This window comes from Pseudomonas sp. PS02290 (genome assembly GCF_029960075.1).
GTDB lineage: Bacteria > Pseudomonadota > Gammaproteobacteria > Pseudomonadales > Pseudomonadaceae > Aquipseudomonas.
The window spans coordinates 1-23,854 of record NZ_JASCOY010000022.1; the positions used below are offsets into that span (position 1 = coordinate 1).

General features: G+C 59.2%; 17 protein-coding genes. 11 read left to right on the top strand and 6 right to left on the bottom strand.

Annotated elements, in window-relative coordinates:
- Positions 1–207: 207 nt before the first annotated feature.
- The gene (locus QMX88_RS12415) at positions 208–1,701 is read right to left on the bottom strand and encodes a CoA-acylating methylmalonate-semialdehyde dehydrogenase (RefSeq protein ID WP_282369651.1); all 1,494 of its coding nucleotides are present in this window, start codon (positions 1,699–1,701) and stop codon (positions 208–210) included.
- A gap of 67 nt (positions 1,702–1,768) precedes the next feature.
- Entirely contained in the window at positions 1,769–3,115 is a 1,347-nt protein-coding gene (locus QMX88_RS12420) for an aspartate aminotransferase family protein (RefSeq protein ID WP_282369652.1), read from the bottom strand.
- A 144-nt stretch (positions 3,116–3,259) separates the two neighbouring features.
- Here QMX88_RS12420 and QMX88_RS12425 point away from each other — a divergent pair, with 144 nt between their 5' ends.
- The 6 genes from QMX88_RS12425 (at position 3,260) to QMX88_RS12450 (ending at position 9,928) form a co-directional block, all read left to right on the top strand.
- Positions 3,260–4,180: a LysR family transcriptional regulator gene (locus QMX88_RS12425; protein ID WP_192173238.1), complete on the top strand. Its 921-nt coding sequence runs from the start codon at positions 3,260–3,262 to the stop codon at positions 4,178–4,180.
- Positions 4,181–4,354: 174 nt separating this feature from the next.
- Positions 4,355–5,749 carry a uracil-xanthine permease family protein gene (locus QMX88_RS12430; protein WP_282369657.1) on the top strand — a complete coding sequence of 465 codons (1,395 nt, stop codon included), beginning with the start codon at positions 4,355–4,357 and terminating at the stop codon, positions 5,747–5,749.
- An 84-nt stretch (positions 5,750–5,833) separates the two neighbouring features.
- A complete protein-coding gene (locus tag QMX88_RS12435; protein ID WP_192173240.1) occupies positions 5,834–6,493 on the top strand; it encodes a TetR/AcrR family transcriptional regulator in 660 nt (219 codons plus the stop codon).
- A 33-nt stretch (positions 6,494–6,526) separates the two neighbouring features.
- Complete coding sequence (locus tag QMX88_RS12440; RefSeq protein ID WP_282369660.1) at positions 6,527–7,114, top strand: IMPACT family protein; 588 nt, start codon at positions 6,527–6,529, stop codon at positions 7,112–7,114.
- 601 nt (positions 7,115–7,715) lie between these two features.
- A complete protein-coding gene (locus QMX88_RS12445) occupies positions 7,716–8,402 on the top strand; it encodes an SDR family oxidoreductase (protein ID WP_282369661.1) in 687 nt (228 codons plus the stop codon).
- Positions 8,403–8,572: 170 nt separating this feature from the next.
- On the top strand, positions 8,573–9,928 hold the full coding sequence (locus tag QMX88_RS12450; protein ID WP_282369662.1) for an 8-oxoguanine deaminase: 1,356 nt from the start codon (positions 8,573–8,575) through the stop codon (positions 9,926–9,928).
- A 68-nt stretch (positions 9,929–9,996) separates the two neighbouring features.
- On the opposite strand, the gene QMX88_RS12455 is transcribed toward QMX88_RS12450, so the two are convergent.
- The gene (locus QMX88_RS12455) at positions 9,997–11,088 is read right to left on the bottom strand and encodes a calcium:proton antiporter (protein ID WP_282369664.1); all 1,092 of its coding nucleotides are present in this window, start codon (positions 11,086–11,088) and stop codon (positions 9,997–9,999) included.
- 328 nt (positions 11,089–11,416) lie between these two features.
- On the opposite strand from QMX88_RS12455, the gene QMX88_RS12460 reads away from it, so the two are divergent.
- Positions 11,417–12,370: an adenosine deaminase gene (locus QMX88_RS12460; protein ID WP_282369667.1), complete on the top strand. Its 954-nt coding sequence runs from the start codon at positions 11,417–11,419 to the stop codon at positions 12,368–12,370.
- Between the two features lie 71 nt (positions 12,371–12,441).
- On the opposite strand, the gene QMX88_RS12465 is transcribed toward QMX88_RS12460, so the two are convergent.
- Both QMX88_RS12465 and QMX88_RS12470 read right to left on the bottom strand, forming a co-directional pair.
- Entirely contained in the window at positions 12,442–13,134 is a 693-nt protein-coding gene (locus QMX88_RS12465; RefSeq protein ID WP_192173246.1) for an ArsR/SmtB family transcription factor, read from the bottom strand.
- A gap of 724 nt (positions 13,135–13,858) precedes the next feature.
- Positions 13,859–15,067 carry a Bcr/CflA family multidrug efflux MFS transporter gene (locus QMX88_RS12470; protein ID WP_282369668.1) on the bottom strand — a complete coding sequence of 403 codons (1,209 nt, stop codon included), beginning with the start codon at positions 15,065–15,067 and terminating at the stop codon, positions 13,859–13,861.
- Positions 15,068–15,294: 227 nt separating this feature from the next.
- Between QMX88_RS12470 and QMX88_RS12475 the strand changes: the two genes are divergently transcribed.
- Both QMX88_RS12475 and QMX88_RS12480 read left to right on the top strand, forming a co-directional pair.
- Positions 15,295–15,654 (top strand): hypothetical protein, encoded by a 360-nt coding sequence (locus QMX88_RS12475; protein WP_282369669.1) that lies wholly within the window; start codon positions 15,295–15,297, stop codon positions 15,652–15,654.
- Between the two features lie 85 nt (positions 15,655–15,739).
- Entirely contained in the window at positions 15,740–16,234 is a 495-nt protein-coding gene (locus QMX88_RS12480) for a GreA/GreB family elongation factor (protein ID WP_282369671.1), read from the top strand.
- 74 nt (positions 16,235–16,308) lie between these two features.
- On the opposite strand, the gene ettA is transcribed toward QMX88_RS12480, so the two are convergent.
- Positions 16,309–17,973, bottom strand: coding sequence for an energy-dependent translational throttle protein EttA (ettA, locus tag QMX88_RS12485; RefSeq protein WP_192173249.1), 1,665 nt, complete (start codon positions 17,971–17,973; stop codon positions 16,309–16,311).
- Between the two features lie 414 nt (positions 17,974–18,387).
- On the opposite strand from ettA, the gene QMX88_RS12490 reads away from it, so the two are divergent.
- A complete protein-coding gene (locus QMX88_RS12490) occupies positions 18,388–22,209 on the top strand; it encodes a sensor domain-containing protein (RefSeq protein WP_442969451.1) in 3,822 nt (1,273 codons plus the stop codon).
- 248 nt (positions 22,210–22,457) lie between these two features.
- Positions 22,458–23,711: a serine hydroxymethyltransferase gene (gene glyA, locus QMX88_RS12495; protein ID WP_192173251.1), complete on the top strand. Its 1,254-nt coding sequence runs from the start codon at positions 22,458–22,460 to the stop codon at positions 23,709–23,711.
- Positions 23,712–23,854 lie beyond the last annotated feature (143 nt).

Here is a 23,854-nt window from a genome sequence, read left to right on the forward strand (position 1 = left end):
TTCAAGCATCTGAACCGAAGCATTCCTCGCTGCTTACTTCGTCCAACTCGTTGATTATCAAGGAGTTTTCCGTTTCGTCTGCGCCGGAAGTGGGGCGAATTATAGACAGATCCAGAGGGGCGTCAACCCCTAATTTAATGAAACTGCCATATCGGTCAAAAATAGCTGACGGGGTGGACAAGTTTGAGGACTTGCCCGCCCTGAGTTTTAAAGACTTGGGAACGCGAACTGCGAAGCTTCATGACTGGCACGTTGCGGCCATCGCTGTGTAATGGCTTTGCGACGGGTATAGAAGCGAACACCATCCGGGCCGTAAGCGTGCAGGTCGCCAAACAGCGACCGCTTCCAGCCGCCAAAGCTGTGATAAGCCACAGGTACAGGCAGCGGAACGTTTACCCCAACCATACCCACCTCGATCTCGTCGCAGAACAGCCGGGCTGCCTCGCCATCGCGGGTGAAGATGCAGGTGCCATTGCCGTATTCATGATCGTTGATCAACTGCATTGCGTGCTCGAGGCTATCCACACGAACGATGCACAGCACCGGACCGAATATCTCTTCTTTATAGATACGCATCTCGGCCGTGACGTGGTCGAACAGGCATCCACCCAGGAAGAACCCCTCTTCGTGCCCGGGAACCGTGAGCCCACGACCGTCCACCACCAGCTTCGCCCCCGCACCTACACCGTCTTCTATATAGCTGCTGACTTTGTCACGATGCTGCCCGGTGACCAGAGGTCCCATATCGAGACCGCTGGAAGTCCCGGCGCCGATCTTCAATCCGTTGATTTGCGGCACCAGCCTCGCCACCAGCGCATCGGCGACCTGGTCACCCACGCACACCGCAACCGAAATCGCCATGCAGCGCTCGCCGCACGAACCATAGGCCGCCCCCATCATTGCGCTTACGGCGTTATCCAGGTCCGCGTCGGGCATGAGCACTGCGTGATTCTTCGCGCCACCCAATGCCTGTACCCGCTTACCCCGTGCGGTGGCTTCCTTATAGATGTACTCAGCGATCGGGGTTGAGCCGACGAAACTCAACGCTTTGACTTCAGGGGCTTCGATCAGCGCATCAACCGCTACCTTGTCGCCGTGCACGACATTAAGTACACCCTTCGGCAATCCGGCTTCATGGAGCAACTCTGCTATCAACAGCGTTGAGCTTGGATCGCGCTCGGAAGGTTTGAGTATGAAACAGTTGCCACAGGCGATCGCCAACGGATACATCCACAGCGGAACCATGGCGGGGAAGTTGAACGGGGTGATGCCCGCCACTACGCCGAGCGGCTGAAAGTCAGACCACGCATCGATGTTCGGTCCGACGTTGCGACTGTACTCGCCCTTAAGAATTTCAGGCGCCGCACAGGCATATTCGACGTTTTCGATACCGCGCTTTAGTTCTCCCGCCGCGTCTTCAAGGGTTTTGCCGTGCTCTTCGCTGATCAGCCGGGCAATACGTCCTTCGTTCTGTTCCAGCAACTGCTTGAAGCGGAACATGACCTGCGCGCGTTTGGCAGGCGGTGTACTGCGCCATGCGGGGAAAGCGGTCTTGGCAGAGTCAATCGCTTGTTGAACAGTTTCGCGACTGGCGAGGGGTACAGTGCGGATGGCCTTGCCAGTCGAAGGGTTGAATACATCTGCACTGCGGCCGTTTTCGCTGACCCGCTCGCCATGTATCAGGTGTTGGATGGTGCTCATGCGTAACTCCGGACAATATCAGTCCGCAGGCGCCACCAAAGGAGCGCCTGCAAACCTGGAAAGGGGATCAGTCGATTTGATTGAGGGCCTGACCCACTGCATCAAACATGCGATCAAGGTCCTCGGCCTTGCTATTGAAGGTCGGTCCGAATTGCAGAGTGTCGCCGCCGAAGCGCACGTAGAAACCGGCCTTCCACAGCTTCATGGCCGTTTCAAAGGGACGCACGATGGCGTCGCCGTCGCGCGGCGCAATCTGAATGGCGCCGGCAAGACCGTAATTGCGAATATCGACGACATTCTTGCTGCCCTTCAACGCGTGCAAATAGCCTTCGAAATGGGGCGCGGTTTCGGCGACCTGCTGCACCAGGTTCTCGCGCTGAATGATTTCCAGCGCGGCAAGGCCGGCGGCGCAGGCAACGGGATGTGCTGAATAGGTGTAGCCATGGGGAAACTCCACAGCGTACTCGGGCGTCGGCTGATTCATGAACGTCTGGTAAATCTCGGTGCTGGCTATCACGGCCCCCATCGGGATCGCGCCGTTGGTGATTTGCTTGGCGATGCACATCAGGTCCGGCGTCACGCCGAAGCTGTCGGCGCCGAACATTGAGCCGGTACGGCCGAAGCCGGTGATGACCTCATCGAAGATCAGCAGAATATTGTGCTGATCACAGATTTCGCGAAGACGCTTGAGATACCCCTGCGGCGGAACAATCACGCCAGCAGAGCCTGCCATGGGCTCGACGATGACTGCTGCAATGTTCGAAGCGTCGTGCAATTCGATCAGCTTGAGCATCTCGTCGGCCAGCGCAATGCCGCCCTGCTCCGGCATGCCCCGTGAATAGGCGTTGCTGGCAAGCAAGGTATGAGGGAGATGATCGACGTCCATCAGTTGCCCGAACATCTTGCGGTTGCCGTTGACGCCACCCAGGCTGGTGCCCGCGATGTTCACGCCGTGATAACCACGGGCGCGGCCGATCATCTTGGTTTTGGTGGCCTGACCTTTCAAACGCCAGTAAGCCCGCACCATCTTGACCGCAGTGTCAGCGCACTCCGATCCAGAGTCGGTATAGAAGACGTGATTCAGCTTGCCGGGTGTCAGATCGGTGATCTTTTCAGCCAGCTGGAAGGACAGCGGGTGTCCGAACTGGAACCCGGGCGAGTAGTCCAGCGTACCCAACTGCCGGGAAACCGCTTCCTGGATCTCCTTGCGCGTATGCCCCGCGCCACAGGTCCAAAGCCCCGACAGACCGTCATATATCTTGCGGCCCTTGTCGTCCGTGAGATAGCTGCCTTCGGCGGCGACGATCAGCCGTGGATCGCGATGGAAGTTTCGGTTCGCCGTGTAAGGCATCCAGTGGGCGTCTAGTTTGAGCTGGCTCGCCAGAGACATGTCGGACGATTCGGGCATATTCATCGGAATTAACCTCACTGGGCGTGGGTGGCCTGATTTCCTGGCGAATGTACGAGCAGGAGCAGGGCCGGTTGCAGCTAAAGTGCCACGGGCATAAAGTCCGAAAAACCCTGCTTTTACGATCTTCAGTTGACTGGTTACTAAACTATGAGCACCCGCCGTAATGATCCTCTGGCGCAAGTTAGCGATTTTGATATCCGTCTGTTGCGCATTTTTCGCAGCGTCGTCGAGTCCGGGGGCTTTTCGGCAGCAGAAAGCGCGCTGGGTATTGGTCGCTCCGCCATCAGCCAGCAGATGAGCGATCTGGAGCAGCGCCTTGGACTGCGTCTTTGCCAACGGGGTCGTGCGGGGTTTTCGCTTACAGAGGAAGGCCGCGAGGTCTACCAGTCCTCGCTGCAGTTATTGAGCGCCCTCGAGAGTTTTCGTACGGAAGTAAATGGTCTTCACCGACACCTGCGCGGCGAGCTGAACATAGGGCTGACGGACAATCTGGTCACCCTCCCCCACATGCGGATCACCCACGCGCTTTCCCAACTGAAAGAACGCGGCCCGGACGTGCACATCAATATCCGCATGATTGCGCCCAACGAAGTCGAGCAGGGCGTGCTCGACGGCAGCTTGCATGTCGGCGTAGTACCTCAGGCCAGCGCCTTGTCGGGACTGGAATATCAGCCGCTGTATAGCGAACGTTCGCTGCTGTACTGCGCCGTCGGCCACCCGTTGTTTTACGTCGACGACGCGCAGCTGGATGACGATCGATTATCAGCGCAGGAGACCATCGCGCCGACGTTTCGTCTGCCCGGTGAAATCCAGGCCCACTATCAGGCGCTGAAATGCACCGCGAGCGCGTCGGACCGGGAGGGTATGGCGTTTCTGATTCTGACGGGGCGTTACATCGGCTATCTGCCCGACCATTACGCCAGCCTCTGGGTGCAACAGGGTCGGCTGCGCGCGCTGAAACCCAAGACGCGGTTTTACGACGTGAGCCTTGTAACCGTCACGCGCAAAGGGCGCCGCCCCCATTTGGTGCTGGAAAGTTTTCTGGAGAGTCTGGCTGCCACACGATGAGGCCGGCCGAGTACGTCGGCACCTCACTAACACGCAGTCAAACGGCCGCCATATTCGTCCAGCCCCTTGATAAACGGGCATGTACAGCGAATCGGTAAACAGGTATCTGATCAGTTGGACAGGTTTTTGCAGTAAGGCTGGATGTCGAAGCCCACACAAAAATCGAGAGCCAGCATGCAGCATGAAGCGCCAGACAATAACGACCTCATCTACGGCCTCAATGACCGGCCGCGCCCCGGGCCTGCCATCCTTGCGGCAATCCAGCATGTCCTCGCCGCATTCGTCGGCATTATCACGCCGCCACTGATTATCGGATCGGCGCTCGGGCTCGGCGCGTACATGCCTTATCTGATCAGTATGGCGTTGATGGTGTCGGGGGTGGGTACGTTCATTCAGGCGCGACGACCGTTCGGTATCGGCGCCGGCATGATTTGCCTGCAAGGCACCAGTTTCGCGTTTCTCGGGGCAGTGCTGTCGGCAGGCTTCATGGTCAAGCAGCGCGGTGGCAGCCCGGAGGACATCATGGCCATGGTGTTCGGTGTGTGTTTCTTCGGCGCCGTTGTGCAGATTGTGCTCAGCCGTTTCATCGGCCAGTTGCGTCGAGTGATCACGCCACTGGTAACCGGCATCGTCATCACGCTGATCGGCGTCAGCTTGATCAAGGTCGGGGTGACCGATCTAGGTGGCGGCTTTAACGCTCCGGACTTCGGCGAGCCGGTCAATCTGGCCCTCGGCGTATTCGTGTTGGCAGTGATCATTGTGCTCAACCGTTCGAGCGCGCCCTGGTTGCGCCTCTCGGCCATCATCATCGGGCTCGCGGTCGGCAGCATCGCAGCGTGGTTCAGTGGAAAACTCGTACCTCACTCCATCGCCGACGTTGCGCTGGTCAGCATCCCTGTGCCCTTCCGGTTCGGATTCAGTTTCGACTGGGCCGCTTTCCTACCAGTCGCGCTGATTTATCTGATCAGCAGCATCGAAACCGTCGGCGACCTTACCGCCAACTGCATGCTCTCCCGCGAACCCATCAAAGGCCCAAGCTATATTGCCCGGCTGAAGGGCGGTGTGTTGGGCGACGGCGTCAGTTGCATGATCGCGGCGACGTTCAGCGCATTCCCGAACACCACATTCGCGCAGAATAACGGTGTGATTCAGCTCACTGGCGTGGCCAGCCGTTATGTCGGTCTCTACATCGGAGCAATCCTGTTTCTGCTCGGACTGTTCCCGGTGATCGGTGCGATTCTTCAGCAGATTCCGAAACCTGTGCTTGGCGGTGCGACATTGGTGATGTTCGGCAGCGTGGCGGCGGCGGGGGTGCGGATTCTTGCCCAAGCGCCGCTGGACCGCCGCAGCATGTTGATCATCGCTACCTCTTTCGGAGTAGGGCTGGGTATCGCGGCGCAACCGACGCTGCTGCATCATTTGCCTCAATTGGTACAGAGCCTGTTTGACTCGGCAATCACCAGCGGCGGACTGACGGCCATCGTAATGTGCCTGCTACTCCCGGAAGGCAAGCAAACAAGCGAGACGAACGAAGCCAAAGAACAGACAACGGAATCATTTGAGCACTGATTTACGAGGGCAACGCTTGTCGGATCCTCGCGGGTGCGCTATCTGTTCACCGCGTCGCACCCAATGATCCGTCTGGAACCGCACATGACCCTCGAAGTCCCCGCTCACAGCCCCAGCGCCACCAAACCGGCCAGCCGTATTCGTCAGAAAAACGAAGAAGCGATCTTGAAGGCGGCCGAAGACGAGTTCGCTCGCCATGGCTTCAAAGGCACCAGCATGAACACGATCGCGCAAAATGCCGGGCTGCCTAAAGCCAACTTGCACTATTACTTCACCAACAAGCTGGGTCTGTACATCGCGGTGCTGAGCAACATTATCGAGTTGTGGGACAGCACGTTTAACAACCTGAGCGCAGAGGACGACCCGGCACAGGCGCTGACGCACTACATCCGCGCGAAGATGGAATTCTCGCGGCGCCAGCCACAAGCCTCGCGCATCTTTGCCATGGAGATCATCAGTGGCGGCGAATGCCTGAACCAGTATTTCAGTCAGGACTATCGCGAATGGTTTCAAGGGCGTGCCGCGGTCTTCCAGGCCTGGATCGATGCAGGAAAGATGGACCCGGTCGATCCGGTGCATCTTATCTTTCTGCTGTGGGGCAGCACTCAGCATTACGCTGATTTCGCCACGCAAATCTGCCAAGTGACCGGCCGTTCGCGGCTGACCAAGCAAGACATGGAAGTCGCTGGGGATAACCTGGTCCGGATCATTCTCAAAGGGTGCGGACTCACCCCCACGTTATAACTCCCTGAAAGCCAAACGCAGTCTGGAACTTCAATGCCTTCTACGCTCACCGGCCCCTGCGAGTTTCGAGAAGAGATTCGCAAGAGCCGCTTTATAACTCTCGCAGCGCCCATCGACACGCCTGCCGATGCTCAAGCGTTTATCGAGCAACACAGTGATCTCGACGCCACGCACAATTGCTGGGCCTGGAAGCTGGGCGCGCAGTACCGCAGCAACGACGACGGCGAACCAGGCGGCACCGCGGGACGACCGATACTCGCAGCCATTGATGCCCAGGATTTTGATCGGGTCGTCGTGCTCGTCATTCGCTGGTATGGCGGGATTCAACTGGGCACCGGCGGGCTGGCGAGGGCCTATGGCGGAGGCGCCAACAAATGCCTGCAGCAGGCCGATCGAGTGCCGCTAATCAATCGCGTGTCGCTGCAATTCGAATGCAGCTTCAGCGAGCTGGTGCTGATAAAGCTGCGAGTGGCCGAGCTAAACGGTCTTGTGGAGGAAGAGCGCTTCAACGCCAACGGTGTCACGCTCTCGATTGCCCTGGCTCCCGAGCAGATTGAAACCCTTCAGCGCCAGCTTTCCGACATCAGTCGCGGACGAATCGTGTTGCAGCCGCCGCAGTAATCAACCCACGGACATATCGACGCCTTCCTCGCTAAAGCCGGTCCTGCGAGCGAACGCGACAGCTGTAACCGGCTGTGGCGTTTGCCCACATCTACTGTGCATCCGCCTGTGGACAAGCTGAGCATACCCAGCCGCAGGCCTTGATCCATATGGCTTTGCGGAGGTTGATCACTTTTTAGCCAAAACACTGTGCTGTGGGTAAATCCAGCGATAAAACAGGACGTTAGCGCCATTTATGCCAACGTGGCACTCCTTTCGAGCGGCTTCCATTACCAATCCACAACTACCCACATTAGCTGTGGAGCATTCTGTGGATAACCCGTGCAAGCCTTCGCGGGCTGCTGAATCCACGGAGTGTTGGGTGAGCTGGATGTTTTTTATACAGACACACATCGTGGCAGGATTGAGCGTGCGCCATCCTGTTAGCCTGACATTCATATCGGAAACGTCCCCTCACATATGTCGTCAGCCTCTGCCATCCTCTGCCGCTAACTTATGCGCCTCGCGGCAACACAACGCTTCAGGAAACAAAATTCTCGACACGTGGCGATGTCCACCCATTGAGTGAAATTTTTCGTTTGTCTGTACAGGAGTCATTTCAATGTCCACCCCTAAAACAGCCCTGATCATCGGCGCTTCGCGCGGCCTTGGCCTTGGGCTGGTGAAACGTCTCGCGGAACTCGGCTGGGCAGTCACCGCCACTGTCCGCGATGCCCAGAAGGCCGACGAGCTGAAAGCACTGCCGAATGTCCAGTTGCAGACACTGGACATCGATGAGCAATCGTCCCTCGAAGTGCTCACCCACAACCTCAAGGGCCAGACGTATGACCTGCTGTTCGTCAACGCCGGCGTGATGGGCCCGATGCATCCCAACCCCACCGACGCCACCGCTGGCGAACTGGGTCAGCTGTTTCTCACCAACGCTGTCGCGCCGATCCGACTGGCCAAACGCTTCGTCGACCAGATCCGTTCCGAGACTGGCGTGATCGCGTTCATGAGCTCGGTGCTCGGCAGCGTCACCATGCCGGACGCGCCGGAGATGGCGTTGTACAAAGCCAGCAAAGCCGCGCTGAACTCAATGACCAATACTTTCGTGACGCAGCTGGGCGAGAACAACCCCACCGTGCTGTCGATGCATCCGGGTTGGGTCCGTACGGCGATGGGCGGTGAAGGCGCTGACATCGACGTCGAAACCAGCGTGCGCGGGATTGTCGAGCAGCTTGAGCGATTTGCAGGGAAAGGTGGTCACCACTTTGTGAACTACAAGGGTGAGACGATTCCCTGGTGATCGCGATGCAAGTCGCGGCAGTATGAGCTGTCGTGACTTGCCCACACCCGCCGCAACACTCTAGAATCCGCCCTCGCCTCGCAGCGCGTTCGATGCTGCGGCGACCCTGGATCAGCAGACAGGGCAACACTGAGCTGGCGACCTGAACCCACTTTCAGAGGAGCCGGCCAATGCCCGCGATCCGTACCTGGTTGAAAAATCCCCTTGCCGTTTTCACGGCCAATGATCTCGATGCTCGCGGCGGCCTGGTGGTCGAAGGCGGGGTTATCGTTGAGATGCTCCCGCTGGGACAACAGCCTACACAGCCTTGCGATCACGTATTCGATGCACGCGAGCATGTCCTGCTCCCCGGCCTGATCAACACGCACCACCACTTCTATCAAACCCTGACCCGCGCCTGGGGCCCGGTGGTCAATCAGCCGTTGTTCCCCTGGCTGAAAACCCTGTACCCGGTGTGGGCGCGGCTAACGCCGGAAAAACTCGCACTGGCCAGTAAGGTCGCCCTGACCGAGTTGCTGCTGTCGGGCTGCACCACCGCCGCCGACCACCATTATTTGTTCCCGCAGGGTCTGGAAGACGCCATCGATGTGCAGGTGGAAAGTGTTCGCGAGCTGGGCATGCGCGCAATGCTGACGCGGGGTTCGATGACCCTGGGCGAGGCAGACGGCGGCCTGCCACCCCAGCAAACCGTCCAGCAGGGCCATGTGATTCTCGATGACAGCGTGCGGCTGATCGAGACCTATCATGAGCGGGGTGACGGCGCCCAGATTCAGATCGCGCTGGCGCCGTGCTCGCCGTTTTCGGTGACGACCGAGATCATGGCCGAAAGCGCGGACCTTGCCGAAAAACACGACGTGCGTCTGCACACGCATCTGGCTGAGACTCTCGACGAAGAGGACTTCTGCCTGCAGCGCTTCGGCCTGCGCACGGTGGATTATCTGGACAGCGTCGGCTGGCTCGGCCCTCGTACCTGGCTGGCCCACGGCATTCATTTCAACAGCGAAGAGATCACGCGCCTCGGCCGGGCGGGCGCCGGAGTCTGTCATTGTCCGAGTTCGAACATGCGCCTCGCGTCAGGCATCTGCCCCACGCTGGACCTGCTTGCCGCTGGCGCGCCGATCGGTCTGGGGGTCGACGGTTCTGCGTCAAATGACGCCTCGAACATGATGCTTGAAGCCAAGCAGGCGTTGTACCTGCAGCGGTTGCGCTACGGGGCGGAAAAAATCACGCCGGAGCTGGCGTTAGGCTGGGCGACCAAGGGCTCGGCGCAATTGCTGGGCCGGCATGACATCGGCGAGTTGGCCGTGGGTAAACAGGCTGATCTGGCGCTGTTCAAGCTGGACGAGTTGCGCTTCTCCGGCAGTCACGATCCGATTTCAGCGTTGCTGCTGTGCGGCGCTGATCGCGCAGATCAGGTGATGATCGGCGGCAAATGGCGGGTGATTGACGGTCAGGTCGAAGGGCTCGATCTGAAGGGGCTGATTGCAGATCATCGCCAAGCGGCTGCGGAATTGATCAGGGGCTGATGGGCCATTACAGCAGTGGGGAAGTAAAACTGCCGACTCCCCCGCTGCCGGGTTAAAGCGAACCCAGGTTATAGCCCCATCAACGACAGCATGATGAAGGTGGCAAACAGCACGAAATGCGTCATGCCTTCGATGGCGTTGGTCTCGCCGTCGTTGAGGTTGATGGCGCAGACCAGCAGGGTGACGAAAATCATCACGGTCTGCACCGGCGTCATCGCCATCTGGAACGCCTGGCCGCTGTATAGCGCCATGCCTTCCATGACAGGTACGGTCAGGATCACCGTCGACAACGAGGCACCGAGGGCGATGTTGACCACCGACTGCATGCGGTTGGCCAGCGCGGCTCGCAGTGCGGTCAGGATCTCCGGCGCTGCCGAAATGGCCGCCACCAGAATCGCCGTCATGACAGGCGGCGCGCCGCTGCCTTCAAGACCCAGATCAACGGTTTTCGACATGACCTCGGCCAACGCGCCAATAACCACCACACCGAAGACCAGCGTCGCGATCGAGCGCGTCAGGTTGACTGGCTCGTGCGCTTCCTCGGCCTCACCCTTGCGGCGCTTCTTGTCCGGGTAGCTGTAGCTGAAGAAGTAGCTGTGCGGCCCGACCTGCATTCGCAGGAACAGTGCATAAAGCAGAATCATCGCGCCGATGGTGAAAGCCGAATACAGCTTCCACTTCCCTTCCGGAATGAATTCAGGCACCACCATCGACACCGCCATGGCAGTCAGAATCATCACGCTGTAAGACCGCGCGGAGTCATCGTTGTAGGACTGTTCACCGTGCTTGAGGCCGCCCATCAATGCGGCGAGACCCAGAATCCCGTTGATGTCGAGCATCACAGCCGAGTAGATGGTGTCCCGTACCAGCGTAGGTGAAGGTTCGTTGCTCATCATGATCGCCAGAATCACGACCTCGACCAGCACCGCTGACAGCGTCAGAATCATCGTGCCGTAGGGATCACCGACCTTCTCCGCCAACAGTTCGGCGTGGTGAGCCACCCGCAGCGAGGCGCAGATGATGAAGCCCACCAGGGCGATACCCGCTATCAGCGCGACGGTGTTTCCGTTGCTGAGCAATTGGTGCTCGTAGAAGTACGCGAAAAAGGTCGCAATGACCGCCAGTAGTAGAAACTTTTCCTGCTTGAGAATCGTGCCCATCGCTGCCTTTTAGCCCCTTGCGACCCTGGCCGCACATCCATGAAGTGAAATTTACTGAAGCGCTTGAGAGTATCGATGTAAACAAAGGTTTCAAGACAGGGTAGCAGCGGGTCGCGACACATCGTCGCGCCACCGCAACAAATTGCCATTTACCGGTCTGTGTTCCGGATATTCAGACACCGAAAACGCCTGCGACTGCTGGGCCTCGCTGCCAGGACCGGTGGCAATGCAAGCCAAAGCAGCGTGTGAACCGTCCGGTCAGGTTTTATTCAGCCCGCGCGTCTGACTCTGTAGAATGCCCGCCATTGCACCTTACGAGACAAAGCCCATGTACGACTGGTTGGACGCCCTGCCCAAGGCAGAACTGCACCTGCATCTGGAGGGCTCGCTAGAGCCGGAACTGTTGTTCGCTCTGGCTGAGCGCAACAAGATCGCCCTGCCCTGGGCGGACGTCGAAACCCTGCGCAAGGCCTACGCGTTCAATAATCTGCAGGAGTTTCTCGACCTGTATTACCGCGGCGCCGACGTGCTGCGTACCGAGCAGGACTTTTACGACCTGACCTGGGCTTACCTGGAGCGCTGCAAGGCGCAGAACGTCATTCACACCGAACCGTTCTTCGACCCTCAGACCCACACCGACCGCGGTATTCCTTTTGAAGTCGTGCTTAACGGCATCGCCGGCGCCTTGAAAGACGGCAAGGAAAAACTCGGCATCGGCAGTGGCCTGATCCTGAGCTTCCTGCGCCATTTGAGCGAAGACGAAGCGCAGAAGACCCTCGACATGGCCCTGCCCTACCGCGACACCTTCGTCGCCGTCGGCCTGGACAGCTCGGAAATGGGCCATCCGCCGAGCAAGTTCAAGCGCGTCTTCGACCGTGCTCGCGGTGAGGGCTTCCTGACCGTTGCCCACGCAGGTGAAGAAGGTCCGCCGGAGTACATCTGGGAAGCACTGGATTTGCTGAAGATCCAGCGTATCGATCACGGCGTGCGCGCCATCGAGGACGAGCGCCTGATGCAGCGCATCATCGATGAGCAAATCCCCCTGACGGTCTGCCCGCTTTCCAACACCAAGCTCTGCGTTTTCGAGCACATGGGTCAGCACAACATTCTCGACATGCTTGAGCGCGGCGTGAAAGTGACCGTCAACTCCGATGACCCGGCGTACTTCGGTGGCTACGTGACCGAGAACTTCCACGCGCTGCACACCCATCTGGGCATGACCCAGGATCAGGCCAGACGTCTGGCGCAAAACAGCCTCGATGCCCGTCTGATCAAGCCCTGATCAAACACGCCCCTTGACCAGCAACCGCGTGTGGATGCTCTGCTCCACACGCCCAGCTCCCTCTGGGAGCATCACGCCGCCGAGGCGATTTTGCTGATTTCTCGCTGACCATTGGATGAGACCTGCAACGTGGACGCCTCCTCGGTCGTCCTCAGCCAACCCAGCTGCATAAACAACTGCAAAAGCCCGGCCCCCAATGCGCCGCCGAGGTGTGGGCTGCTTTCATGACAGTCAACACAGGCGCACACGGCTTCGCGTCGTCTGTGGGCCAGCGCGGGAATGAAAATCCCCCGTTCGGCAAAGCGCGAGATGCCGACGCTGGTGACTTCCAGCCGGTGTTCGGATTGTTCGATCCAGCCCGCGCCCAGCATCCTCAAATACAGCTCCGCACCCATTTCGCCGCCAAGATGATCCGCGCAGACACTGGCGCGGCACAACGGAAGGGGCGGCAACGGTTGCGCCATGCTGCGGCTGATCAGATCCGCGCTGACCATGGACGCACTGACCAGCGCCTGGACCGCAGTCCGGACTTCCGGAGCGGCCAGCCTGAAATACCGTTTGCGGGCGCGGACTTCATGGCGCAGCAATCCGCCAGCGGCAAGGCGCGCCAGGTGTGCACCGGCAGAAGAAGTGGAAAGACCCACTAGCGAGGCTACCTCATTGGCCGCCCGCGATGTTCCGTCCATCAGCGCCCACACGATCGCGCTGCGTTTAGGGTCGGCGAGCAATGCAGCGATCTGGCTGATGCAAGGTACATATTCCATGTCTTCACTCCCTGTTGAACATTATCTAAGCGGCCCGGCACCGGTGCGCAGGTCGAAGCGTTGGCTTGGCCTGGTGTGGCTTGGCGCGTAATCACGGGCGTAATCAATTGAAAGCGCCGGGCCATTGCTGTGGTGAACCATCATCGGTGTTTACGGCGAAAGCAGACATTGATTTAAATCACGTCATACAAACTCTAATTACTGGAACTTGCAGGTCATACAGATAGTTTCGCCCGAGCAATACAGATAGATGACAAGAATTAAATCGGATCCATGACGGCGCTTAGTATAAGACCTGCGGCCGATCGGCGGATCAACTTGTCCATTGCTTAGCCCTTTGTTTGTGGGCCGTATTGGCAAATGTTCAGCACAATCCGGCAGACCCCATGCTACGCAGACTCAGCCGGATAGCCGTAGCCCCTTGAAGGACGGGCATTTGCGCGGACAGTAGCCGTTCGTGAATTCGGCGCCAGGGCGATTGCCTACACTGAAAACTCCTGAGGACTTCAAGAAAATAAGCTGCTCAAGGGACGTGCCAGAAGTGAAGTTCTCTCGATCCAGCACGAGACCAAGTTAAGAGTTTTTAACCGCTGTAAGAAGTTTCCAATTCCGAAGTAGTAAACGGCTGTATATAACACGCTCTTTTCAACAGGCTGAACATGCTTGTACAGGTACGCCTTAAACCCGGTGAATATCGGCAACGCGTTAACGTTGCCGACGTCGATTAGATCCGCACATCCGCGTGGGGAGTCAGCGCATCTCGCTTCTGCTGCGCCCGGCGTGTAACAACCGAAAGCGTCACAGCCAGAACGCCGCACAGCGTAATAACGGTCGCCATTGGCACGGCCGTTCCGTCATGCAGTACGCCCACCAGCGCTGCCGCGCCCGCAGCGACACTGAACTGCAAGCACCCCAACAAGGCCGACGCGCTGCCCGCACGTTTGCCCTGCCCACTCATCGCGCACGCCGAAGCGTTGGGAATGATGCAGCCGAGGCTGGCGATATAGATGAACAGCGGAATCAGCAGCGGCCACAGCTTTTCGGTGTGCAGGGAGGCGATGGTCAGCAGCACAAGGGCGGCAGCGAGATAGATCCAGACAGTCCGCGACAGCAACCATGCCGGACCATAGCGCCCGACGAGTCGAGCGTTCACCTGGGCGATGAGGATGAACCCGGCAGCGTTGATGCCGAACAACCAGCCGTAGTGTTCCGCCGGGACGCCGTAGAGCTTGATGAAAACGAAGGGAGAACCTGCGATGTAGGAAAACATCCCGGCCATCGCGATGCCGCCAGTGAGCGCGTGGCCCAGAAAGATCCGGTCGCCCAGCAGGTTCCAGTACGACCCGAGCGCGCCCGAGAGGGGCAGTCGCGGATGGCCGGCCGGCATGCTTTCCGGCAAGCCCCTGAAAACCGCCACTGCAGTGAGTGCGCTGAACACCGTCAAGGTCAGGAAGATGGCCTGCCAACCCACGACGTTGACCAACAGCCCGCCGAGCATCGGGGCCAGAATCGGCGCCAGGCCCATGACCAGCATCAATTGCGAGAACACCTTGGCCGAGTCAACCGGTGAGCATTTGTCGCTGACGATCGCCCGCGACAGCACCATACCGGCACATCCCCCCAACGCCTGTACAAAGCGGGCAGCAATCAGCCATTCAAGAGAAGGCGCCAGGGCGCACGCCAGCGATGCGAGGGTGAACAAGCCGACGCCAAACAACAGCGGGATCCGACGGCCGAAGCGATCGGCAATCGGGCCGTAGGCGAGTTGGCCGATGCTCAGGCCGAGGAAATAAGAAGCCAGGGTCAGCTGAACGTGTTTCTCGTCCGTGCCGAATGCCAAAGCGATGGCCGGGAAACCTGGCAGGTAAAAGTCGATGGCCAACGGGCCAAAGGCGCTGAGTGCGCCGAGGATCAGAATCGTTCTGAGGTTCATCAATCTTCCTAAACGGTTTTGCGCAGCGCGACAGTTTAACAACCTTGAATCAGCGCGGCCCGCTCATAGAAAAATTACCGGAAGTTTTTTCAATACGTCGTCGCGGGGTGAAAAAGGGGGAACTTATTGCGCGTGACCGAGCATCGGTTAATGGATTTCCTACAGCGTTTTTACCAATAACTCACAGAAGCGCTTCTAAACTTTTCTCAAGCAGTGAGGAAATCAAAATGAATGCGCGATGGGTTGTGCTGTGGTGCGTTGTCGTTGTCGCCGGATGTCAGTCTACCCACGACCAGCTATTGGCCGAAGGTTACCCACCGGCATTCGCTGACGGTTTTCAGGATGGGTGCGGAAGCGGGCGGCAGTCCATCGACGTGATCAAAGGGCAATTCAAAAAGGACGTGCCTCGCTATCTGCGTGACACCTTGTACGCACAAGGCTGGTCAGACGGATTTCGTCAGTGCCAGGCCCAACTTGCCAACAGCAATGTTCAGGATCAGGGCCGCGACAGCATCTGGAATGACCGCGACCGCGACTGGGACCATCAAAGGACCCAGGACGCCGCCAAAGCCTACCGCTCTCATTGAACGCCAGTTGCGTCTGCATAACGGGTGAAACTATCGGGCACCCACCATGGCCCAATGTGACTAAGCCATGAACAGGAGCCCCGCCATGAGTCGCGCCTTCGTCAACGAAGACCACGCCGCCGCCCAAATCGACCCGCCGGTTGAACGGCAGATCAGCGTCCAGACCAATTACGTCACCCAGCGCGGCCTCCATCAATTGCATGATCAGGTTGAGCAACTGCAAGCGCAATACAGCGAACAGAACGCCCAAGGTGATGAGGCAGACAAACAGCGCATGGCCGAAATCGAACGCGACCTGCGTTATTTCAACCAGCGCCTGCAGAGCGCCCAAGTGGTCAGCAGCGCGTCAGATGACAAGGTTCAGATTGGCAGCTGGGTAACTTTTGCCGACGAGGACAATGTCGAACAACGCGTGCAGTTGGTCGGCGAGGATCAGGCCGATGCGGGCAGTCAATTGATCAACTGGGCGTCGCCGCTGGGCAAGGCATTGCTGGGCGCCAAGGTCGGAGACGAAGTCACCTGGCAGCGGCCGGTCGGCGATGCAGTCATTGAGGTCATACGCATTGAGGCTGGCGACTGACTCACTCGACTGACAATCAGCCAGACACAAAAAACGGAGCCCGAAGGCTCCGTTTTTTATGCCATTAACCCGAATCAGGCCAGTTTCTTGTGACGCACGCGGTGCGGCTGAGCGGCTGCATCGCCGAGGCGTTTCTTGCGATCGGCTTCGTATTCGGTGTAGTTGCCTTCGAAGAACACGGCTTGGGAATCGTCTTCGTACGCGAGGATGTGAGTCGCCACGCGGTCAAGGAACCACCGATCGTGAGAGATCACAATGGCGGCGCCCGGGAAGTCCAACAGGGCTTCTTCGAGGGAACGCAGGGTTTCAACGTCGAGGTCGTTTGACGGTTCGTCGAGCAGCAGGACGTTGCCACCCTCCTTCAACGTCAGCGCCAGGTGCAGACGACCGCGCTCACCGCCAGACAGGTCCTTCACGAACTTCTGCTGATCGCCGCCCTTGAAGTTGAAACGGCCGACATAGGTGCGCGAAGGGATTTCGTAGTTGCCGATCTTGATCTGATCGGAACCGTCGGAAATCTGCGCGAACACGGTCTTGCTGCCGTCCAGATCGTCGCGGCTCTGATCGACGCACGCCAGTTGCACGGTCTCGCCGACTTCGATGGAGCCAGAGTCGGGTTGCTCCTTACCCATCAGCATGCGGAACAGTGTCGATTTACCGGCGCCGTTACCGCCGATCACACCCACGATGGCGCCTTTAGGCATGGAGAACGACAGGTTGTCGATCAGCACGCGATCGCCGTAGCCCTTGGTGACGTTTTTGAATTCGATGACCTTGTCGCCCAGACGCGGACCGGCCGGGATGTAGATCTCGTTGGTTTCGCTGCGCTTCTGGAATTCCTGAGACTGAAGCTCTTCGAAGCGTTGCAGACGGGCCTTGGATTTAGACTGCCGCGCCTTGGCACCTTTACGAACCCACTCGAGCTCTTCTTTCATGGCCTTTTCATGGGCCGACTGCTGCTTGGATTCGGCCGCCAGACGGTCGGACTTGGCTTCAAGCCAGCCGGAATAGTTGCCTTCGTACGGAATGCCGGCGCCGCGGTCGAGTTCCAGAATCCAGCCGGCGACGTTGTCGAGGAAGTACCGGTCGTGGGTGATCGCAACCACGGTGCCCGGGAAATCGTGCAGGAAATGCTCGAGCCAGGCGACGGAATCGGCGTCCAGGTGGTTGGTCGGTTCGTCGAGCAGCAGCATGTCGGGGGCGGACAGCAACAGGCGGCACAGAGCCACGCGGCGTTTCTCACCACCGGACAGGTGTTCGACCTTGGCATCCCAGGCTGGCAGACGCAGCGCATCGGCGGCGACTTCCAGCTGACGCTCAAGGTTGTGGCCATCGCTGGCCTGCAGGATCGACTCGAGCTTGGCCTGTTCGGCCGCCAGCTTGTCGAAATCAGCGTCCGGCTCGGCGTAAGCGGCATAGACTTCGTCCAGACGCGTTTGAGCGTCCTTAATAACGCTGACCGCTTCTTCGACCACTTCACGTACGGTCTTGGTCGGGTCGAGCTGCGGCTCCTGCGGCAAGTAGCCGATGTTCAGCTCAGGCATCGGGCGCGCTTCGCCGTCAAACTCGGTGTCAACGCCGGCCATGATTTTCAGCAGCGTGGATTTCCCCGAACCGTTGAGGCCGAGGACGCCGATCTTGGCGCCGGGGAAAAACGAGAGGGAGATGTTTTTCAGGATTTCCCGCTTCGGCGGAACAACTTTGCTCAGCCGATGCATGGTAAAGACGTATTGAGCCATGGAATGAAAACCTGGAGTGAGACTGTGAATAAAGGCGCGAGCTTGGTGCTGCGTCGGAAAAAATGCGTTTATCTTCGCGCCGCAACTTGCCGTAGCGCGATTCCGGGCCTTGAATTGATCAGAGCCAGACCGGCGCGGCAGGGACAAACTTCCGAGGGCCGGTATTAAAGCTGGAGCAATGCTTGCAGGCCTTTTGAATCATGCAAGCATGCCGTGCAGAAACCGGCGCGTCGCGCGTGGCGCAAAGCTACCCGAATGCACGCAACAGGGCAAACCGTCCGGCCCATTAGCGCTGGCACTTAGCCACAGCTCGGTGGCATGCTAGCCGCCTTTTGCGCACCGGGCTTATAGTGCGTCTCGCACATGTTGATTCAGTCCAGTAGTCAGGATCACAGTTTGCTCAAACCGACCCCCATCTCACCCCTGCGCCCATCCGATAGCGCAACGACCGTGCCTTTGCGAGGCGTGCTCAGAGGTGCGCTCGCGGTCCTGGTCCTGATGATGTTGATGCTGTTGTTATGGCAGATGATCGAACAGTTCCAGCAGTCTCAGGAACGTCAGCACAAGCGCAGCATCGACTACAGCGTGCAGCTCGCCGACCGGTTGAGCCTGAACATGGCCCTCAACGCGCAGGTCGCGCTGAATGTGCTGGACGGAGCACGCGACCCTTCGCAATCCGCAGACGAATCAGCGGCAGTGCTGGCGAGTCTGCGTCAGTCCATGCCAGCAGTGAAAAGCCTGGTCTGGCTCGACAGCGATGGGAATGTCACCGCCGACAGCGATGGCGAGACCCGTGACGTAGGCTTTTTGACCCAGATGCATTCGGTCATTCAGGGTCACCCACACTTTTATGCCAACGACCCGGGGGCAGCGACGTTCTATCTGTTCATCCGTCAGCCCGGCGCTGGCAATGAACGCTACTGGGCGCTGCGGCTTAGACCTGAACTACTGAAATCCCTGACCCGCCAGAGCGATCTGGATTACCAGCCCGTCTGGCTGTTGGAAGACATCAGCAATCGCCGCCCCCTCTACAAAAACCTGCTTGATGCCGATCAGTCCACCGAGCGTCAATTGCAGACAGTGCTGCTGCAACCCCTGGCCCACAGCGACTGGCAACTGCGCGGCTTGTTCGACCCGCAGAAAGCCCGCCAGACGCTGCTCTTCCCGCTGATCGGGAAATGCCTGCTCGCCCTGTTCTGTTCCATCATTCCGTTGTTTGCGCTGCGCAGCCTGCGCCGCCGGCAACTTCAGTTGCATCAAAGCCGTCGCCGCTACAAAGACATATTTGAAGGCACCGGCGTTGCGCTATGCGTACTGGACCTCTCCGGTCTGCCGGCTCATCTCAGGCACCTGCAAGTGAACAGCGGCGAAGAACTGAACGCGCGCCTGATCAGCCAGCCCGAGCAAATCAGCGGCCTGCTTCAGCAGTTGCGCATCACCGAGGTCAATCAGGTCGCCGCTCAACTGTTGCGCGCAGAATCGGCACAGCATGTCTGGCAGCAACTGATCGAAGGCTGCCCTCGCGCCCGAAACGGCATCGGTCTGCAGATACTCCAGGCCGTCCTCGACGGGCAACGTCAGCTGGAGCTCGAAATTCTGCTCCCTGGTGCGCAGGGCGGTGACCAACACGTGTGGCTGGTCATGCGCCTGCCCGAGCAGCTCGAAGACTTGAATGCCGTCATTCTCAGCATCAGCGATTTCACCAACCGCAAGCAGGCCGAGCTGTCGCTGCAGGAGCGGGAGCAGTTCTGGTCGGATGTCGTGCGTACCGTCCCGGATTATCTTTGCGTTCTGGATGCGGTGACGCGGCGGATCATTTACAGCAACCATAACCTGGGCCTCGCCCTGGGCTATGAGGCGGCCGAGCTGGATGAGATGGGCGAGCTTTTCTGGGAAACGCTGCTGCACCCGGACGATATCGGTGCGTATGAGCAGTTGCGCCTTGTACGCACCGAGCATGGCCGCAGCGACCTGATCCAGTGCCAGCTGCGGTTCCGCACCCGACGCGGCGACTGGCGTCGTTTCGAGATCCGTGAACAGGCGCTGGCGGCGGACAGTGACGGTCAGATCCGACGCATTGTCGGCGTCGCCAAGGACATCACCGATCAAGTGGACGCCAGCCAGTCCCTGCGCGAAAGCGAGCAGCGTTACCGGATGCTGGCAGAGAGCATCAGCGACGTCATTTTCTCGACCGATCGCCTTTTGCTAGCCAACTACATCAGCCCCTCGGTCAATACGGTGCTGGGTTACAGCGCCGAGTGGATTCTGCAGAATGGCTGGAAGGCGATCATCGCCAACCCGCAGCAGCTCACCGGCTTTTATGCGCTGCTGCAGCGGATCAGTAAAGCGCTGAAAAAGCCCGACGCGCTGGCGGACCTGCGCAGCGAGATCCCTACGCAATTGTTCCTGTTCGATTGCCTGCGCGCGGATGGCCGCAAGATTCCTGTGGAGCTGCGTCTGGTTCTGGTGTGGGATGAATCCGGAACTTTTGAAGGCGTTCTGGGCGTAGCACGTGATGTCAGTCAGCAGCGGCGCGCCGAAAAAGACCTGCGCATGGCGGCCACGGTATTCGAACACTCGACGTCGGCCATTCTGATCACTGACCCTGCGGGTTATATCGTGCAGGCCAACGACGCCTTTACGCGGGTCAGTGGCTACGCCGTGTCGCAGGTGCTGGATCAACTGCCGATGATGCTGACCGTCGAAAATCAGCAGGCAGCGCACCTGGGTTACATCCTCAAACAGCTGAGCCAGCGCGGCAGTTGGGAGGGTGAATTGTGGCTCAAGCGTCGCGACGGCGAGCATTACCCGGCATGGGTCGGGATTACCGCCGTGCTCGACGATGAAGGCGACCTGGCCAGCTACGTGTGCTTCTTCAGCGACATCAGCGAACGCAAGGCGAGCGAGCAGCGCATCCATCGGCTGGCTTATTACGACGCACTGACGCATCTACCCAACCGCACGCTGTTTCAGGACCGTTTGCACAGCGCGTTGCAACATGCCGAGCGTCAACACACGTGGGTGGTGTTGATGTTCCTCGACCTCGATCGCTTCAAGCCGATCAACGACTCGTTGGGCCACGCCGCCGGCGACCGCATGCTCAAGGAAATGGCCTTGCGCCTGCTTGGATGCGTCGACGAAGACGACACTGTTGCGCGCATGGGCGGCGACGAATTCACCCTGCTGCTGCAACCTCGCCCCACCCAACAGGCCGCGCTGAACCGGGCGATTCATGTGGCCGAACAGATTCTTGCCAGCCTGGTGAAACCCTTCGTGCTGGAGGGCCGCGAGTTCTTCGTCACGGCCAGTATCGGCATCGCGCTGAGCCCGCAGGATGGTAACGAACTCAGCCAGTTGATGAAGAACGCCGACACGGCGATGTACCACGCCAAGGAACGCGGCAAGAACAACTTCCAGTTTTATCAGGCCGACATGAACGCCACCGCCCTTGAGCGTCTGGAGCTGGAAAGTGACCTGCGCCATGCCCTGGAGCAGGGCGAGTTCACGCTGTATTACCAACCGCAGTTCAGTGGCGACGGCAAACGTCTGACCGGCGCCGAGGCCTTGCTGCGATGGCGTCACCCGCGTCGCGGCCTGGTGCCGCCGGTGGAATTCATCCCGGTGCTCGAGGAGCTCGGGCTGGTGGTCGAGGTCGGCGAGTGGGTGCTCAAGGAGGCGTGCCGCCAGTTGCGCGAGTGGCATCTGGCGCGTGTCCGCGTGCCGAAGGTGTCGGTCAACATTTCTGCACGGCAGTTTTCGGACGGCCAGTTGGGCACGCGCATCGCCGGTATTCTGCAGGAAATCGGCCTGCCGCCCGCCTGCCTCGAGCTGGAATTGACCGAGAGCATCCTGATGCGTGAGGTGAGCGAAGCCATGCAGATTCTGGCCGGGCTCAAGCGGCTGGGCCTGAGCATCGCAGTCGATGACTTCGGCACCGGCTACTCGTCGCTGAATTACCTGAAGCAGTTCCCCATCGACGTGTTGAAGATTGATCGCACGTTCGTCGATGGCCTGCCGTCCGGCGAACAGGACGCGCAAATCGCCCGGGCAATCATCGCCATGGCCCATAGCCTCAATCTGTCGGTGATTGCCGAGGGCGTGGAAACCCACGAGCAGCTGGAGTTTCTGCGTGAACACGACTGCGATGAAGTGCAGGGCTACCTGTTCGGCCGCCCCATGCCGGCGACGCGGTTCGAAGCGCAGTTCAGCAACGATGCGCTGTTTATGCTCGACTGACGCGAGTTGCAAGCTTCAAGCGGCAAGCTACAAGCAGAAGCCGCAGCACATCTAGCTTGAGGCTTACGGCTTGAGGCTTGAGGCTTGAGGCTTGAGGCTTGAGGCTTGAGGCTTGAGGCTTGAGGCTTGCGGCCAGACTTTAGCCTTGCACAGCGCTCATCACGCACATGACCCGCTTTCATATGCCAGATAAAACCTGATGGGTTAGAATGCTCCCCTTTTCTACTGCCCGATCCCCGAGGACCGCCATGTTCAGCCGCAATTTGACCATCGCCAAGTACGACGCCGACCTGTACGCCGCCATGGAACAGGAAGCCAAGCGTCAGGAAGATCACATCGAGCTGATCGCCTCGGAGAACTACACCAGCCCGGCAGTCATGGAAGCCCAGGGCTCGGTTCTCACCAACAAATACGCTGAAGGCTACCCAGGCAAGCGTTACTACGGTGGCTGCGAATACGTCGACATCGTCGAGCAACTGGCCATTGATCGCGCCAAGCAACTGTTCGGCGCCGATTACGCCAACGTCCAGCCCCACGCAGGCTCCCAAGCCAACAGCGCGGTATATCTGGCCCTGCTCAATGCTGGCGACACCATCCTCGGCATGAGCCTGGCCCACGGCGGTCACCTGACCCACGGCGCCAGCGTTTCTTCGTCGGGCAAGCTGTATAACGCCGTTCAGTACGGCATCGACGGCAACGGCCTGATCGATTACGACGAAGTCGAGCGTCTGGCCGTCGAGCACAAACCGAAAATGATCGTTGCCGGTTTCTCGGCCTACTCGCAGATCCTCGACTTCCCGCGTTTCCGCGCAATCGCTGACAAAGTCGGCGCCTACCTGTTCGTCGACATGGCGCACGTGGCCGGTCTGGTCGCTGCAGGCGTTTACCCGAACCCGGTCCCCTTCGCTGACGTTGTTACCACCACCACCCACAAAACCCTGCGCGGCCCGCGCGGTGGCCTGATCCTGGCGCGCGCCAACGCCGACATCGAGAAGAAGCTGAACTCCGCTGTCTTCCCGGGTGGCCAGGGCGGTCCTCTGGAGCACGTCATCGCCGCCAAGGCGATTTGCTTCAAGGAAGCACTGCAGCCTGAGTTCAAGACCTACCAGGAACAAGTGGTGAAAAATGCCAAGGCCATGGCCGGCGTGTTCATCGAGCGCGGTTTCGACGTGGTCTCCGGCGGTACTGAAAACCACCTGTTCCTGCTGTCGCTGATCAAGCAGGACATCTCCGGCAAAGACGCCGATGCCGCACTGGGCAAAGCGTTTATCACCGTGAACAAGAACTCGGTGCCAAACGATCCACGCTCCCCGTTCGTCACCTCCGGCCTGCGCTTTGGCACTCCGGCCGTGACCACTCGCGGCTTCAAGGAAGCAGAGTGCAAGGAATTGGCCGGCTGGATCTGCGACATCCTGGCAGACCTGAACAACGAAGCGGTGATCAACGCCGTACGTGAGAAGGTCCAGGCCATCTGCGCCAAGCTGCCGGTTTACGGCGCTTGATAGCGGTTGCTTGAAGTGAAAAGCCCGGCTTGTTAGCCGGGCTTTTTGTTGTGGCTGTCTCCTCGTATCTGCTTCTTGTCTACGTCGAAGAGGCGCAAGTCATCAGGAGTTAGGGCTGAGATTTCGATGGTCTTTCAATCAAG

Excerpts from the sequence above, each read along its gene's own strand:
- QMX88_RS12450 (WP_282369662.1), top strand. The coding sequence starts at position 8,573 with ATGCCCGCGATCCGTACCTGGTTGAAAAATCCCCTTGCCGTTTTCACG.
- QMX88_RS12465 (WP_192173246.1), bottom strand. The coding sequence starts at position 13,134 with ATGGAATATGTACCTTGCATCAGCCAGATCGCTGCATTGCTCGCCGAC.
- QMX88_RS12435 (WP_192173240.1), top strand. The coding sequence starts at position 5,834 with ATGACCCTCGAAGTCCCCGCTCACAGCCCCAGCGCCACCAAACCGGCC.
- QMX88_RS12475 (WP_282369669.1), top strand. The coding sequence starts at position 15,295 with ATGAATGCGCGATGGGTTGTGCTGTGGTGCGTTGTCGTTGTCGCCGGA.
- QMX88_RS12470 (WP_282369668.1), bottom strand. The coding sequence starts at position 15,067 with ATGAACCTCAGAACGATTCTGATCCTCGGCGCACTCAGCGCCTTTGGC.
- QMX88_RS12420 (WP_282369652.1), bottom strand. The coding sequence starts at position 3,115 with ATGAATATGCCCGAATCGTCCGACATGTCTCTGGCGAGCCAGCTCAAA.
- glyA (WP_192173251.1), top strand. The coding sequence starts at position 22,458 with ATGTTCAGCCGCAATTTGACCATCGCCAAGTACGACGCCGACCTGTAC.
- QMX88_RS12425 (WP_192173238.1), top strand. The coding sequence starts at position 3,260 with ATGAGCACCCGCCGTAATGATCCTCTGGCGCAAGTTAGCGATTTTGAT.
- QMX88_RS12415 (WP_282369651.1), bottom strand. The coding sequence starts at position 1,701 with ATGAGCACCATCCAACACCTGATACATGGCGAGCGGGTCAGCGAAAAC.
- ettA (WP_192173249.1), bottom strand. The coding sequence starts at position 17,973 with ATGGCTCAATACGTCTTTACCATGCATCGGCTGAGCAAAGTTGTTCCG.
- QMX88_RS12455 (WP_282369664.1), bottom strand. The coding sequence starts at position 11,088 with ATGGGCACGATTCTCAAGCAGGAAAAGTTTCTACTACTGGCGGTCATT.
- QMX88_RS12440 (WP_282369660.1), top strand. The coding sequence starts at position 6,527 with ATGCCTTCTACGCTCACCGGCCCCTGCGAGTTTCGAGAAGAGATTCGC.
- QMX88_RS12445 (WP_282369661.1), top strand. The coding sequence starts at position 7,716 with ATGTCCACCCCTAAAACAGCCCTGATCATCGGCGCTTCGCGCGGCCTT.
- QMX88_RS12460 (WP_282369667.1), top strand. The coding sequence starts at position 11,417 with ATGTACGACTGGTTGGACGCCCTGCCCAAGGCAGAACTGCACCTGCAT.
- QMX88_RS12430 (WP_282369657.1), top strand. The coding sequence starts at position 4,355 with ATGCAGCATGAAGCGCCAGACAATAACGACCTCATCTACGGCCTCAAT.
- QMX88_RS12480 (WP_282369671.1), top strand. The coding sequence starts at position 15,740 with ATGAGTCGCGCCTTCGTCAACGAAGACCACGCCGCCGCCCAAATCGAC.